14 protein-coding genes are annotated in these 14,804 nt (G+C 74.2%); 10 read left to right on the top strand and 4 right to left on the bottom strand.

What is annotated here, in order from left to right; genetic code table 11:
- The first annotated feature begins 7 nt into the window (after positions 1-7).
- The 3 genes from ACPCK6_RS17390 to tatC all read left to right on the top strand — a co-directional run bounded on the left by ACPCK6_RS17390 (position 8) and on the right by tatC (position 1,784).
- Positions 8-256, top strand: coding sequence for a hypothetical protein (locus ACPCK6_RS17390; RefSeq protein WP_135239965.1), 249 nt, complete (start codon positions 8-10; stop codon positions 254-256).
- Positions 257-473: 217 nt separating this feature from the next.
- Positions 474-809 (top strand): Sec-independent protein translocase subunit TatA, encoded by a 336-nt coding sequence (gene tatA, locus ACPCK6_RS17385; protein WP_318333977.1) that lies wholly within the window; start codon positions 474-476, stop codon positions 807-809.
- A 21-nt stretch (positions 810-830) separates the two neighbouring features.
- Positions 831-1,784, top strand: a complete 954-nt coding sequence (gene tatC, locus ACPCK6_RS17380) for a twin-arginine translocase subunit TatC (RefSeq protein ID WP_318333978.1) — start codon at positions 831-833, stop codon at positions 1,782-1,784.
- A gap of 190 nt (positions 1,785-1,974) precedes the next feature.
- Here tatC and ACPCK6_RS17375 read toward each other — a convergent pair whose 3' ends face one another.
- On the bottom strand, positions 1,975-2,859 hold the full coding sequence (locus ACPCK6_RS17375) for an ABC transporter substrate-binding protein (RefSeq protein ID WP_423481635.1): 885 nt from the start codon (positions 2,857-2,859) through the stop codon (positions 1,975-1,977).
- Positions 2,860-3,045: 186 nt separating this feature from the next.
- Between ACPCK6_RS17375 and ACPCK6_RS17370 the strand changes: the two genes are divergently transcribed.
- From ACPCK6_RS17370 to ACPCK6_RS17360, 3 genes are all read left to right on the top strand, one after another.
- Positions 3,046-3,744 (top strand): hypothetical protein, encoded by a 699-nt coding sequence (locus ACPCK6_RS17370; RefSeq protein ID WP_030504060.1) that lies wholly within the window; start codon positions 3,046-3,048, stop codon positions 3,742-3,744.
- A gap of 110 nt (positions 3,745-3,854) precedes the next feature.
- Complete coding sequence (locus tag ACPCK6_RS17365; protein ID WP_318333980.1) at positions 3,855-4,505, top strand: fasciclin domain-containing protein; 651 nt, start codon at positions 3,855-3,857, stop codon at positions 4,503-4,505.
- A gap of 107 nt (positions 4,506-4,612) precedes the next feature.
- Complete coding sequence (locus ACPCK6_RS17360; protein WP_423481634.1) at positions 4,613-5,539, top strand: diacylglycerol kinase family protein; 927 nt, start codon at positions 4,613-4,615, stop codon at positions 5,537-5,539.
- Here ACPCK6_RS17360 and ACPCK6_RS17355 read toward each other — a convergent pair.
- Both ACPCK6_RS17355 and ACPCK6_RS17350 read right to left on the bottom strand, forming a co-directional pair.
- Positions 5,502-6,479, bottom strand: a complete 978-nt coding sequence (locus ACPCK6_RS17355; RefSeq protein WP_423481633.1) for an EamA family transporter — start codon at positions 6,477-6,479, stop codon at positions 5,502-5,504. The genes ACPCK6_RS17360 and ACPCK6_RS17355 overlap by 38 nt on opposite strands.
- 53 nt (positions 6,480-6,532) lie before the next feature.
- Positions 6,533-7,297 carry an HAD family hydrolase gene (locus ACPCK6_RS17350; protein ID WP_423481632.1) on the bottom strand — a complete coding sequence of 255 codons (765 nt, stop codon included), beginning with the start codon at positions 7,295-7,297 and terminating at the stop codon, positions 6,533-6,535.
- An 85-nt stretch (positions 7,298-7,382) separates the two neighbouring features.
- On the opposite strand from ACPCK6_RS17350, the gene ACPCK6_RS17345 reads away from it, so the two are divergent.
- Entirely contained in the window at positions 7,383-10,163 is a 2,781-nt protein-coding gene (locus ACPCK6_RS17345) for a DEAD/DEAH box helicase (protein ID WP_423481631.1), read from the top strand.
- Between the two features lie 165 nt (positions 10,164-10,328).
- Positions 10,329-11,216 carry an MHYT domain-containing protein gene (locus tag ACPCK6_RS17340; protein WP_396883275.1) on the top strand — a complete coding sequence of 296 codons (888 nt, stop codon included), beginning with the start codon at positions 10,329-10,331 and terminating at the stop codon, positions 11,214-11,216.
- An 8-nt stretch (positions 11,217-11,224) separates the two neighbouring features.
- On the opposite strand, the gene ACPCK6_RS17335 is transcribed toward ACPCK6_RS17340, so the two are convergent.
- The gene (locus ACPCK6_RS17335; protein ID WP_318333984.1) at positions 11,225-12,148 is read right to left on the bottom strand and encodes a 5'-3' exonuclease; all 924 of its coding nucleotides are present in this window, start codon (positions 12,146-12,148) and stop codon (positions 11,225-11,227) included.
- A 99-nt stretch (positions 12,149-12,247) separates the two neighbouring features.
- Here ACPCK6_RS17335 and ACPCK6_RS17330 point away from each other — a divergent pair, with 99 nt between their 5' ends.
- Positions 12,248-13,333 (top strand): DUF4037 domain-containing protein, encoded by a 1,086-nt coding sequence (locus tag ACPCK6_RS17330; protein WP_423481630.1) that lies wholly within the window; start codon positions 12,248-12,250, stop codon positions 13,331-13,333.
- Positions 13,334-13,461: 128 nt separating this feature from the next.
- Positions 13,462-14,804: extracellular catalytic domain type 1 short-chain-length polyhydroxyalkanoate depolymerase (locus ACPCK6_RS17325; protein ID WP_423481629.1), on the top strand; the 1,343-nt coding region annotated here is incomplete at its 3' end.

Here is a 14,804-nt window from a genome sequence, read left to right as displayed (position 1 = left end):
GACCGCCGTGGTGACGTGGATCGTGCTCGGGGTCGTGGTGTTCGCGCTGGTCGTACTGGCCCTGGCGATCCGTCCGGTGGTGAGCCGCCTGCCGGGGCTGCGCCGTTCCGCGCTGGCGTTGCAGCGCCGGGCGGGCGAGGCCGAGTCGCTGCGGTCGGCCGCCGAGCAGTTGCAGGCGCGGGCCGAGTCGCTCCAGGAGCGGGCGGCGCTCGCGCAGGAGCGGATCACGTTGATCAAGGCCAAGCGCGGCGACTGATCGACGGCTGTCGCCCCGGTGAGCGTCGCCTGCGCGTTCCCGGGCGGTTACGCGCAGGAATGCGCGGACCTGGACGGTTGACGGGACACTTCGGGTTGGTCGAAACTTCACCGATCGGGCCCGCACGAGCAGGCCCGCGGGGGTGGCAAGCCGCTGCGACACACGTACGATGGGCGACGACTCACCCCTCACCGACACAGAGCGACTGGAGCTTCCCATGGGTGCCCTCAAGCCGTGGCACATCGCCGTACTCGTGGTCGTGCTGATCCTGCTGTTCGGCGCGAAGCGGCTCCCCGACGCGGCCCGCTCGCTGGGCCGTTCGCTGCGGATCATCAAGGCGGAGACCAAGAGCCTGCACGACGACGACCGCGATCTCGCCGAGAAGGCCGACGCGCAGGCCGGCTACCAGCCGCTTCAGCCGCAGCAGCCCGTGCAGGGGCAGCCGTACGTGCAGGGCCAGCAGCAGTACGCCCAGCAGCAGCCGTACGCGCCGCAGCCGCAGCAGCCCGTGGCCCCGCCGGCCGACCCGGTGCAGCGCGTCCGCGAGAACTGATCCGAGAGGGCCTCAATCACCGTGGCCTTCGGGTTGAAGAAGCGCGGCCCGAGCAACTTCGCGCGGGCCGCCGACGGCTCGATGACGCTCATCGAGCACATCCGTGAGCTGCGTAACCGGCTGTTCCGCGCATCGCTGGCGATCCTGGTCGGCTTCGGCTTCGGCATCTGGCTGGCCACGCCGGTCCGGGTGTTGCTGTCGAAGCCCTACTGCGACCTGCCGCAGTCGATCGATCCGGAAACCGGCAAGTGCCTGTTCGTGCAGCTCGGCGTCGCCGACGTCTTCCTGCTGAATCTGAAGATCGGTCTCTGGGTCGGTCTGATCATCGCGGCGCCGGTCTGGCTCTACCAGCTCTGGGCGTTCATCGCGCCCGGTCTGCACCGGCACGAGCGGCGGTACGCGTACGTCTTCACCGCTCTGGCGGCCCCGCTGTTCGCGGCCGGCGCGGTGCTGGCGTTCTTCGTCACCACCAAGGGACTGGAGTTCCTGCTCAACGTCTCCGGCGACGACATCGCGACCAACCTCGAGGTGACCCGCTACATCTCGTTCGTCACGAACCTGATCCTGCTGTTCGGGGTGGCGTTCGAGTTCCCGCTGATCGTGCTGATGCTCAACTTCGTCGGCCTGGCCAGCGCCAAGCGGCTGCTCAGCTGGTGGCGGGTGGCGGTGTTCGTGTTCTTCGCGTTCGCCGCGGTGGTCACGCCGACACCCGACCCGTTCGGCATGACCGCGCTGGCGATCTGCCTCTGCGCGCTCTACTTCGCCGCCGTGGGGGTGGCGTTCCTCAACGACAGGCGGCGCGGCCGCGGGCGTGAGGCCTACGCCGGCATCGCCGACGACGAGGTGTCACCGCTGGACCTGTCGGACGAGCCGGTGCCCACCGGTGGCCGGATCGAGGCGTCCGAGCCGATCGGCGCACCCGAGCCGATCGTCGCCCCGAAGCCGATCGAGCGCCGCTACGACGACATGACCTGACCGATCCCGTTCACCGCCGGACGCCGTCCCCACCTCACGGGGACGGCGTCCGCGTTTCCACAGCAGCCCTGCCGAGCTCTCCGGCACCCCACCGCATCCCACGTCGGTCTTGGATTCTGCGCCCCTCCGGTGCCCGATATGCACCCTCTTTCTGGGCCGAAACTGCAAGATCGCCGGGCGGGGCGGTGGGTCAGGGGAGGCGGCGGGCTGCTGTGGGGTGAGGTGGGGAGACGGAATGGGGGTGCAGGATGGCGGCTATCGTCTCGGCGCCGTCGACCAGGCGCGGGCCGACGCGCACGATCAGCCCGTCCGCGTCCAGCGCCCACACCTGCGCGTCGGGGAAGTGCCCGGCCACCGCGGCGGCCTGCTCGGCCGCGCCGTCGAGGCGGAACCCGCACGGCGCCACCAGCACCACCTCGGGACGGGCGGCCCGCAGCGCCGCCCAGGTGGTCGGCGTGGACCGGACGCCGCGATGGGCGGCGACCGGCTCGCCGCCGGCGACGTCGACCAGGTCGGGGATCCAGTGCCCGGCGCCGAACGGCGGGTCGACCCACTCGACCACCGCGACCCGTGGCCGGGGCCGGCCCGCCACCGCCGCGCGCACCGCCGCGAGCCGGGCCCGCAGACCGTCGACGAGGGCCTCCGCGCGGTCCGGCACCCGGGCCGCCGCGCCGACCGCCCGGATCGACTCCAGCACGTCGTCCAGGGTGTACGGGTCGAGCGACAGCACGTCGGCCCGGCACCCCAGGTGCTCCACCGCGTCGGCGACCCGGCCCGAGGGCAGCGCGCAGACCCGGCACAGATCCTGGGTGAGGATGAGGTCCGGGTCGAGCCCGGCCAGCGCCCCGGCGTGCAGCGTGTAGAGGTCGGCGCCGGCCGCGACCTGCGCCCGGACGTACGCGTCGATGTCGCCGGGACTCATGCCCCGGGTGTCCCGGCCGCCGACGACCACTGTGGTGCCCGACCGGTACGACGCGGGCACCTCGCACTCGAACGTGACGCCGACCAGGTCGTCGCCGAGGCCGAGCGCGTACACGATCTCGGTGGCGGAGGGGAGCAGGGAGACCAGCCGCATGCCGCCATCATGCCCCGCGCGCGGACCACCGCCGGCCGGGGCCGCACTTCGGTCGCCCTCGGGCCTTGCCGGGACGCCGTACCCGCTTAGACTCTGCTGACTCCGCCGAGCCCCCCGGGCGGTGTGCCGGGGTGCGTCGGCGCCCCGTTCCGGTCAGCCCGTCTGACCTGCGCTCCGGAGAACCCGATGAAGAGCCGTACCGCCGCCGTCCTGACCGTCCTCTGCGCGGCCACCGCGCTCACCGCCTGCGGTGACGACGAGCCCGCGCCGAAGGGCCAGCAGGTGCCGGTGACCGCCACCGACACCAGTTGCGAGGTCACCACCACGCTGTTCACCCCGGGCACCGTCACCTTCACCGTGACCAACCGGGGCCGGCAGGCCACCGGGGTCTACGTCTACGGCCGGGAGGGCGACGCCTTCACCAAGGTGATCGCCGAGGTCGCGGACGTGCCGGCGGGCCGCACCGGTGACCTGCGCGCGTCGCTGCAGACCGGCACGTACGAGGTGGCCTGCAAGCCCGGCCGGCAGGGCGACGGCGTGCGTACGAAGATCACCGTGTCGGACGACGGCAACCTGGCCAGCGCCGCGGCCGAGGTGGCCTACGACCGGTCGGTGACGATCGAGCTGACCGACGACGCGATGACCGGTGTGGACGCACTGATCGCGGAGCCGGGCGAGAAGCTCGCGTTCAAGGTGACGAACAAGACCGCCGGGGCGCGGACGCTGTACGTGCTCAACCCCGACGGCAAGCGGGTCGCCGAGATGAAGGCCGAGGCCAACGGCACCGCCGAGACGGTGGTGACGCTCGGTGCGGCGGGGGACTGGTCGCTGAAGGTCAAGGGCGACGGTGTGCCGTCGGTGAGCAAGCGGCTGGTGGTGCGCTGAGGCGGCCGCGAAAACGCGTCGATCCGGCTGCATCCACCGGGGACGGTGCGGGCGAAGCAATGGTCGTGACGACAGTCACGGACCTGGTCGCTTCGACGAAAGGCTCCCCGATGAACATCGCTCGTCTCGCCGCCCGGCTGGCCGTGGGCGCCACCGCGGCGGCGGTGGCCACCACCGCCGTCGCCGTGCCCGCCCAGGCCGGCGCCAAGCAGCCGGGTACGCGGTCGCTGGCCGCCGTGCTCACCGCCGACAAGAGCGGCTTCGACCACAACTCGCGGGACTTCGACGTCCTCACCAAGGCGGTCCTCACGGTGCTCCAGGCCAAGCCGGACTCGCCGGTGAAGGTGCTCACCGACGGCACCGTCGCGCTGACCGCGTTCGTGCCGAACGACTACGCGTTCCGCGAGCTGGTGCGGGACATCACCGCCGCGAAGAAGCTGCCCGGCGAGAAGGCCGCGTTCGACGCGGTCGCCGGCCTGGGCGTGGACACCGTGGAGGACGTCCTGCTCTACCACGTCGTGCCCGGCGCGACGATCGACCGGAAGGCGGCGCTGAAGGCCGACGGCGCGGACCTGACCACCGCGCTCGGCGCCACCGTCGAGGTGGACGTGAAGCGCTGCTGGTACGGCCGCGAGGTGCGCCTGGTCGACGCCGACACCAGCGACCGCAACGCCAAGGTGGTGCGGTACGACATCAACAAGGGCAACAAGCAGATCGCCCACGCGGTGGACCGGGTGCTGCGCCCGATCGACCTCCCCTGAACCACCCCCGCCACGGCGCCCGGCACCCCCTGCCGGGCGCCGTCGGCGTGTGCCGCCCACCCGCCGTGTGACCTGGCTCTGGTGGGCGGCCTGAGCCGTGCCGTACGGTGCTCGCCGTGACCGCGCACGATCATGTCCCGCCCGGCCCCGTCGCCGTGCTCGCCAACCCGACAGCGGGCAGGGGGCGGCACCGCGGTCTGCTGCCCGGGGTCCTGGAGCGCCTCGCCGGAGCGGGCCGCCCGGTCGAGCTGCTACGCGCGCGTACCCCCGAGGAGGCGGAGGCGGCGTGCCACGCCGCGGTCGCCGGCGGCGCCGGGGCGCTCGTCGCGGTGGGCGGCGACGGCACCGTGCACCGGGCGATGCAGGCGGTCGCCGGCACCGATGTGCCGTTCGGGCCGGTCCCGGCGGGCACCGGCAACGACTTCGCGCTGGAGACCGGCTTCCCGACCGACCCGATCGCCGCGGTCGAGGTGATCACGGCGGCGCTCGCCGCCGGCCGCTCCCGGCCGGTGGACCTGGCGCGGCTGTCCCGGCCCGGCGTGGCCGACCGCTGGTTCGGCGCGGTCCTCGCGGCCGGCTTCGACGCGATCGTCAACGAACGCGCGAACCGGATGCGCTGGCCGCGCGGCCCGCGCCGGTACGACCTGGCGATCGTGGTGGAGCTGGCCCGGCTGCGGCCGCGCCGCTACCGGCTGGTCCTCGACGGGGTGGCGCAGGAGATCGACGCGGTGCTCGTCGCGGTGGGGAACACGGCCAGCTACGGCGGCGGCATGCGGATCTGCCCGGACGCCGACCCGCACGACGGCCTGCTGGACGTGGTGGTGGGCGGCCGGTTCGACAGGCGCACGCTGATGCGGGTCAAGCCGCAGATCTACCAGGGCACCCACGTGACGCACCCACTGGCGCGCGTCTACCGGGCGCGGACGGTGGAGCTGGCCGCCGAGGGCATCACCACGTACGCCGACGGGGAACGCTCCCTCGACCTGCCGGTGACAGTCACGGCCGCGCCGGCGGCGCTGCGGCTGCTGCGCTGACCGCCGCCGGGTCCGCCTCAGACGGCACGCCGGGAACGGCCGGCGGCGCGGGCGAGGGCGGCGCGGGCGAAGGCGGCGGCGCGGCGGCGCGGACCGCGCCGGCGCTCGCGGCGACCACGAGCGCGATGGCGAGCACCTCGACCGGCCGCAACGCCTGGCCGAGCACCAGCCAGCCGGCCACGGCGGCGATCGCCGGACCGAGACTCATCATCACCGCGAACGTCGCTGTCGGCAGCCGCCGCAACGCGGCCAGCTCCAGGCTGTACGGCAGCACCGAGGCGAGCAGCGCCAGTCCGGTACCGAGCCCCAGCACCACCGGGTCGGCGAGGCGGCCGCCGCCGTCGGCCAGCCCGAACGGCAGCGTCAGCAGCGCGGCGACGGTCAGCGCGAGCGCCAGCCCGTCCGCGCCGGGGAACCGCGCGCCGATCCGCGCCGAGCAGACGATGTACGCCGCCCACATGGCGCCCGCCGTCAGCGCCAGCGCGGCGCCGACCGGGTCGAGCCGGTCGAACCCGCCCTGGCCGAGCAGGACCACACCGGCCAGCGCCAGCGCGGCCCAGCACCAGGCGGCCACCCGGCGCGCGGCGATCACCGACAGCGCCAGCGGGCCGAGCACCTCCAGGGTGACGGCCGGGCCGAGCGGGATCCGCTCGATCGCCTGGTAGAAGATCGAGTTCATGCCGGCCAGGGCCAGCCCGAACGCCAGCACCGCCGCCCAGTCGCGACGTCCGTACCCGCGTACCCGGGGTCGGCAGACCACGAGCATCAGCAGCGCGCCGATGGTCAACCGCAGCGTCACCGCCCCGGCCACCCCGGTACGGGGGAACAGCAGCGCGGCCAGCGCGGAGCCGAACTGCACCGACAGCGCCCCGCCGAGAACCAGCGCGACCCCGCCGAGCCGTCCCGGCGCACGCGGCGGCAAGGGGTGGACACCGGTCATGCCCCTGACGGTATCCGGTGCGCCGCGACGGGTTCGCGCCGCTGGGGGTGTGCTCAGGCGGCCCCGGCCAGGTCGAGCACCGCGCCGAGCCCGTTCGGGCGGCCCGCGTCGGCACAGGGCAGCACCAGCACCCCGCACCCGGCGGCCACCGCGCCCGCGTCGGCCGGGGTGTCACCCACCATGAGCGTGCGCTCCGGGTCGACGCCGAGCATCCCGCAGGCCCGCAGGAAGATGCCCGGGTCCGGCTTGCAGCGCCCCACCTCGTACGACAGCGCGTACGCGTCGACGAGCCCGTCGAGATCCCAGGCGGCGAACAGCGGCCGCAGGTCGAAACCGATGTTGCTGACCACCGCCACCTTCACCCCGGCGGAGCGCAGCGCACCCAGCACGGGAGCGGTGTCCGGGTACGGCACCCAGCCCTCGGGCACCAGCACCCGCTCGTAGAGCGCGTCGGCGAACCCGTCGATGCCGGTGTCCACGGTCTCGGCCAGCCCGGTGTACGCGCCCCGGTGCGCGTGCGGGTAGAGATCCCGGTCGGCCCACAGCTCGGCCAGCCGGGGCGGCACCCGCGCCGGCAGCGGACCGCCGGCGCGCCCGGCGGTGAGTAGACGGTCGGCCAGTGAGGTGGCCCGGATGCGGTCCAGTTCGATGCCGCAGGCGGCCGCGGCGGCGAGCACCCAGGCCAGCGGCTCCTCCACCTGGGCGAGAGTGCCGTGGAAGTCGAAGAGCACCGCCTCCACGGGCCGGCGGGACGGGCCCGGGCGGACGGCGTCGTCGGCGCCGTTCGAGACGTGGGGCAGTTCGGTACGGTCCGGCACGTCGTGCACCCTACCGACCGCTCCGACCGTCCTGCCGGATGGCCTTGACCGGTACTCCTCGGCAGCACCGATTAATCTTGGATCCATGTCGAGTCCCGCCGAGCGGTACGCCGCGGCGCGCCGCCGGGCCGCGCAGGCCTCCGCCTTCCCGGCCCTGGACGAATTCTCCCTGGATCTCGGGTTCGATCTCGACGACTTCCAGCGCGAGGCGTGCGAGGCGCTGGAGCGGGGCAGCGGCGTGCTCGTGTGCGCGCCCACCGGCGCCGGTAAGACCGTGGTGGGTGAGTTCGCGGTGCACCTGGCGCTGCGCGGCCGGCCCGGCGGCGACGCGCCCACGACCCGGCGCAAGTGCTTCTACACCACGCCGATCAAGGCGCTGTCGAACCAGAAGTACCACGACCTGGTGGACCGCTACGGCGCCGAGCAGGTCGGCCTGCTCACCGGCGACAACGCGATAAACGGCGACGCGCCGGTGGTGGTGATGACCACCGAGGTGCTGCGCAACATGCTCTACGCCGGCTCGGCCACCCTGGAGGGCCTGGCGTACGTGGTGATGGACGAGGTCCACTACCTGGCCGACCGGTTCCGCGGCGGGGTCTGGGAAGAGGTGATCATCCACCTGCCCGAGTCGGTCACGCTCGTGTCGCTGTCGGCCACCGTCTCCAACGCCGAGGAGTTCGCGGACTGGCTGGTCACCGTGCGCGGCGAGACCGCGGTGGTGGTCTCCGAGCACCGCCCGGTGCCGCTGTGGCAGCACATGCTCGTCGGCAAGCGGATGTTCGACCTGTTCCACGACGCCGACGCGGCCCGCAAGCACGACGTGCACCCCGAGCTGCTGCGCTACACCCGGGACACGATGCGCCGGCTGGAGCTGGGCGAGGGCCGCAGCGCCGGCCCCGGCGGCGGGCGGCGCGGACCCCGCTGGCGCGGCCCGATGCGCCCGGACATCGTCGACCGGCTCGACCGGGAGGGGCTGCTCCCGGCCATCCTGTTCATCTTCAGCCGGGCCGGCTGCGACGCCGCCGTGCAGCAGTGCCTCGCCGCCGGGCTGCGCCTGACCTCCCCTGACGAACGCGCCGAGATCCGCCGGGTGGTGGAGTCGAGGGTCACCGCCATCCCCGGCGAGGACCTGTCCGTGCTCGGCTACTGGGAGTGGCTCGACGGCCTGGAGCGCGGCCTGGCCGCCCACCACGCCGGCATGCTGCCCGCGTTCAAGGAGGTCGTCGAGGAGCTGTTCGTCCGCGGGCTGGTCAAGGCCGTCTTCGCCACCGAGACGCTCGCGCTGGGCATCAACATGCCGGCCCGCTGCGTGGTGCTGGAACGCCTGGTGAAGTTCAACGGCGAGGCCCACGTCGACCTCACCCCCGGCGAGTACACGCAGCTCACCGGCCGGGCGGGCCGCCGGGGCATCGACGTGGAGGGCCACGCGGTGGTCGTCTGGTCGCCGGAGACCGACCCCCGGCACGTGGCCGGGCTCGCCTCCACCCGCACCTACCCGCTGCGTTCCAGCTTCCGGCCCTCGTACAACATGGCCGTCAACCTGGTCGGCAGCGTCGGCGCGGCGCCGGCCCGGGAGCTGCTGGAGTCCTCGTTCGCGCAGTTCCAGGCCGACCGGTCGGTGGTCGGCCTGGCCCGGCAGGTGCAGCGCAACACCGAGACGATCGAGGCGTACGGCGCGGAGGCCGCCTGCCACCACGGCGACTTCGACGAGTACTTCGCGCTGCGGATGGCGATCGCCGACCGGGAGCGCGCCATCGCCCGGCAGGGCCAGACCCAGCGCAAGGCGGCGGCGGTCGCCTCGCTGGAGCGGCTGCGGGTCGGTGACGTGATCCGGGTGCCGTCCGGGCGGCGGGCCGGCCTGGCGGTGGTGCTGGACCCGGCCACCGGCGGGTTCGGCGAGCCCCGGCCGCTGGTGCTCACCCAGGACCGCTGGGCCGGGCGGGTCACCCCCGGTGACTTCACCACACCGGCCGAGGTGCTCACCCGGATCCGGGTGCCGAAGCACTTCAACCACCGCTCGCCGGCGGCCCGGCGGGATCTGGCTGCCGCGGTCAGCGGCACCGGCCTGGACCGGCACGGCGGCCGGCGGGGCGGCCGGTCCCGGCAGGCGGCGGGGGAGGACCACCGGCTCAGCCAGCTGCGCGTCGAGCTGCGCGCGCACCCGTGTCACGCCTGCCCGGACCGGGAGGAGCACGCCCGCTGGGCGGAGCGGCGGCGCCGGCTGGAACGCGACACCGAGGAGCTGCGCGAGCGGGTGTCCGGGCGGACCGGCTCGCTGGCCCGTACCTTCGACCGGATCGTCGCGTTGCTGACCGCGCGCGGTTACCTGGCCGCCGACGGCGAGGTCACTGACGCCGGGCGGATGCTGGCCCGGATCTGGACCGAGGCGGACCTGCTGGTGGCCGAGTGCCTGCGCCGCCGGGTGTGGGACGGCCTGTCCCCGGCCGAGCTGGCCGCCGCCGTGTCGGTGGTGGTCTTCGAGGCCCGGCGGGACGTCGACGAGCGGGCGTCGCTGCCGCGCGGCGCGGTGGCCGACGCGGTCGACGAGACGCTCAAGCTGTGGGGCGACATCGAGGCGGACGAGGCGGCACGCGGCCTGGCCGTGACCCGGGAACCGGATCTCGGCTTCGCCTGGCCGATCTACCGGTGGGCGCGCGGCGAGGCGCTGGCGAAGGTGCTTGCGAGCGGCCACCAGATCGACGGGGAGATGCCGGCGGGCGACTTCGTCCGCTGGGCGCGCCAGGTGGTCGACCTGCTCGGGCAGGTCGCCGACTCGGGTGGCGCCTCGGCCGAACTGCGCGGCACCGCCCGGCAGGCCATCGCGGCGGTCAACCGGGGCGTGCTGGCGTACCACGCCTCCGCATAGGGTCACTTTCGGTCACCGGCCGCCGGGAATCGACGCACCGCTGCGTCACGGCGCTGCCACCGGGCGAATTGTCGGGGGGCCGATGCATGCCCTGGTCAGGGCCTGCCCGATCATTGCCCCGGGGCGCCGTGGACCGCGCTCGGCCGATGGTGAGGGAAGGGCGTCGTGGGCGAGATCAATCACTTTGAGTACGGGTGGATCACACCCGCGCTCAGCTACGCGTTGTCGGTGCTCGGCTCGGCACTCGGCCTGGTCTGCGCCGGGCGGATCCGGACCGCCACCAGCGCCGGCCAGCGTGCCTGGTGGGGCCTGCTGGCCGCGTGGGCGCTGGGCGGCACCGCCATCTGGGCCATGCACTTCATGGCGATGCTCGGCTTCGCCGTCGGCGGCACCCGGATCCGCTACGACGTGCCGCTGACGGCCGCCAGCACGGCGATCGCGGTGGCGGCGGTCGGCATCGGGCTGGCGATCGTGGGCACCGGCCGGCTCGCCGCGCCCCGGCTGCTCGCCGGCGGGTTCTTCACCGGCGCCGGCGTGGCGGCCATGCACTACACCGGCATGGCCGCGATGCGCCTGGACGGCTCGTTCGGCTACGACCCGCTGCGGGTGACGCTGTCGGTGGTCATCGCGATCGTGGCCGCCACCGTCGCGCTCTGGCTGGCGATGACCGTCCGGCGCGGGCTGGCCATCGCCGCCTCGGCGCTGGTCATGGGCATCGCGGTGAACGGTATGCACTTCACCGGCATGAGCGCGCTGTCGGTGCACCTGCACGAGAGCCGCGGCCCGGCGTCCGGCACCGAGGTGAGCGGACTGCTGGTGCCGATCGTGCTGGCAGTGGTCTTCGGCGTGGTCGGGCTCGTCTACGCGCTGCTCGCCGCGCCGTCGGACGACGACCGGGCCGGGGCCGCGTATGTCAGTTCGCGGCTCGACGAGGCTCCGTACGCGGCCGCCGCCGAACCCGCGCCGGACCCGGTCGGCCTGCGTGCCCGCTCGACGCTGGCGCAGCCCGGCGCCCAGTTCCCGACCCGCCGGAGCACCGACCGCCCCTCGTGATCAACTGATCACGATCGGTCGCCGGCCAGCGCGTCGACGAGGCGGCGGCACGAGCCGGCCAGATTCCAGCGCTGCGCCAGCTCCAGCAGCCGGTCCGGGTCGGCGGGAGACGTCGGCAGTGCCGGGTCCAGCTCGGGCAGCGGCACGTCGGTGGCGACCCGGACCACCTTCGGCGCCACGGCCAGGTAGTCGCGGGCGGCGTCGAGCTTGGCCCGCAGCCCCGGCGCGAAACCGGAGCGCGGGTCGTCGAGCGCGGCCAGGATGCCGTCGAGCCCGCCGTAGCGGTCGATCAGCCGGGCGGCCGTCTTCTCGCCGACGCCGGCGACGCCGGGCAGCCCGTCGCTGGGGTCGCCGCGCAGCGCCGCGAAGTCGGCGTACCGGTCGGCGGGCACGCCGTAGCGGGTGCGGACCGCCGCGTCGTCGCAGTCGTCCAGCTTGGCCACGCCCCGGCCGACGTAGAGCAGCCGTACCGGGTGCGCGTCGTCGACGAGCTGGAACAGGTCGCGGTCGCCGGAGACCACCTCGACCGGGCCCGGCTGGGTCACCGCGAGCGTGCCGAGCACGTCGTCGGCCTCGTAGCCGGTGGCGCCCACGGCCGGGATGCCGAGCGCGTCCAGCACCTCCAGGATCATCGGCACCTGCGGGGACAGTGTGTCCGGCACGACCTCGCCGCCCTCGGGCGCGACCCGGTGCGCCTTATACGACGGCAGCAGCTCGACCCGCCACGCCGGCCGCCAGTCGTGGTCCATCGCGCAGATCATCCGGTCGGGCCGGCGGGTGCGCACGAGCTGGGCGAGCATGTCGAGGAAGCCGCGCACGGCGTTGACGGGCTGGCCGTCGCCGGTCTTCGCGGCCGACTCGGGGATGCCGAAGTAGGCGCGGAAGTAGAGGCTGGGGGAGTCGATCAGGAGGATCGGCTGTCGGTGTGCCACGGCGACAAGCCTTCCACAGCCCTGTGACGCGATGGGGGAGGCGACCGCCGGAGGCGGAAACCCGGGCGCGCGACGGGCGTGGCATGAGCAGACTGAGGGGTGAGCTTCGTACCCGGCCTGACCCTGGCCCGCCGGTTCCACGACGAGGTGGTGGGTCCGCTGCTGGCGCGGCGGCTGCCCGGCCTGCCGTACGCCGCCGGTCTGCTCGACGGCGGCTCCGAGCTGCTCGGCCTCGACACGCCCCGCTCCACCGACCACGACTGGGGTCCGCGTACCCAGGTCTTCGTGGGCAGCGCGCACGACGTGGCGCCGGTACGGGCGGCGCTGGACGCGGAGTTGCCGGCGCGGTTCCTCGGCTGGCCGACCCGGTACGCGGGCGGCCCGGCGGCGCGGCTCGGCACGGTCCACGCCGACGGCGACCGGCACGGCGTTCCGGTGGACGAGCTGGGCGGGTGGCTGCGGGAGCGGCTCGGCGCCGACCCGCGCGCCGGACTGACGACGGCGGACTGGATGGCGACGCCGACGCAGCGGCTGGCCGAGCTGACCGGGGGAGCGGTGTTCCACGACGGGCTCGGCGGCGCGCTCACCGCCGTCCGCGCCCGGCTCGCCTGGTATCCGGACGACGTGTGGCGGCACGTGCTGGCCGCCGGATGGCAGCGGGTCGCGCAGGCCGAGCACCTGGCCGGCCGGTGCGCCGAGGTCGGCGACGAACTCGGCAGCCGGGTCGTGGTCGGCGGGCTGGCCCGGGATCTGATGCGCCTCGGCCTGCTGCTGCACCGCCGCTGGCCCCCGTACGCGAAGTGGCTCGGCACGGTGTTCGCGGCGCTGCCGCGAGCGGCGCCGGTGGTGGACGGGCTCGCCGCCGCGCTCGGCCCGGGCGACTGGGCGGCCCGGCAGCCCGGCCTGGTCCGGGCGCTGGAGACGGTCGCCGGCTGGACGAACGATGCGGCGCTGGCACCGCCGGTGGATCCGGCCGCGCGGCCGTTCCACAACCGGCCGTTCCTGGTGGTGCACGCCGGCCGGTTCGTCGAGACGCTGCGCGCCGCGATCACCGACCCGGAACTGCGCGACCGGCCGCCGGTGGGCGCGGTGGACCAGTACGTGGACAGCGTGGACGTACTCACCCATGCGGACCGCGCCCGCCGGGTGGCCGCGGCGGTTGTCGGCCCGCCGGGCGGAGCCTAGACTCCGATTCGAGTCGCATAGATCCGCGACTGTCTATCTCGTCTCCGAGGGTCCGGGCCGCCCGTCGCAGGCGCCTCGCCGGCGAGGACGCCGCCCCGTGCGGCGTTCCCACCACCGAGGAGAACAGCATGCTGTCCAGAATGAGCAGACTCCGGCTGCTCGGCGCGGCGCTCGCCGCCGCCGGGCTCGCCGTCGGAGCGGCGCTCGCCGTCCCCGGGCCGGCCTCGGCCGCCGCGCTGACCGAGGTGACGAACTTCGGCGCCAACCCGAGCAACCTGCGCATGTACCTCTACGTCCCGGACACGGTCGCGGCCCGACCCGGGCTGCTCGTGGTGAACCACTACTGCACCGGCAGCGGCCCGGCCATGTACTCCGGCACCCAGTTCGCGTCGCTCGCCGACCGGTACGGCTACATCGTGGTCTACCCGTCGGTGACGCGCAGCAGCAAGTGCTTCGACGTGTCCTCGCCGCAGGCGCTGCGCCGCGACGGCGGCAGCGACCCGGTGGGCATCAAGTCGATGGTGGACTACGTGCGGCAGCGCTACCCGGTCGACTCGCAGCGGATCTTCACCACCGGCACCTCGTCCGGCGCGATGATGACGAACGTGCTGCTCGGCGACTACCCGGACGTGTTCCGGGCCGGCGCCGCGTTCGCCGGTGTGCCGTTCGGCTGCTTCGCCACCACGAACGGCTCGGAGTGGAACAGCGAGTGCGCCAACGGCCAGGTGCTGAAGACCCCGCAGCAGTGGGGTGACCTGGTGCGCAACGCGTACCCGGGCTACACCGGCCCGCGTCCGCGGATGCAGCTCTGGCACGGCACGAACGACGAGACGCTGCGCTACCCGAACTTCGGCGAGGAGATCGACCAGTGGACGAACGTGAACGGGCTGAGCCAGACGCCCGCGTACACGGACAGTCCGCAGCCCGGCTACACCCGTACCCGCTACGGCGGCACCGGCGGCACCGCGACCGTCGAGGCGATCAGCATGCAGGGCGTCACGCACAACCTGCCGGTGGACGCGGCCCAGGCGATCCGCTTCTTCGGCCTGGACTCCACCGCGCCCCCGACGACCGCGCCCCCGACCACCGCGCCCCCGACGACCGCGCCGCCCACCACGGCGCCGCCGACCACGCCGCCGCCGACCACGCCGCCGCCGTCGGGGGCCTGCCGGATCGGGTACGTGGTGAACGCCTGGAACAACGGCCTGACCGCCGCGGTGACCATCACCAACACGTCCACCACGGCGATCAACGGCTGGAACCTCGCGTTCACGCTTCCTGCCGGCCAGACGATCACCGGAGGCTGGAACGCGACGTACAGCCCGTCCAGCGGCACGGTGAGCGCCCGCAACGTCTCCTACAACGCGTCGATCCCGCCGGGCGGCTCGGTGGACATCGGCTTCCAGGCCACCCACACCGGCAACACCGGTAGGCCCGCCTCGTTCACGCTCAACGGCAGCGCCTGCACGAC

This window comes from Micromonospora sp. AB353 (genome assembly GCF_049538395.1).
GTDB lineage: Bacteria > Actinomycetota > Actinomycetes > Mycobacteriales > Micromonosporaceae > Micromonospora > Micromonospora aurantiaca.
This window is presented reverse-complemented; position numbering and strand designations above follow the sequence as displayed.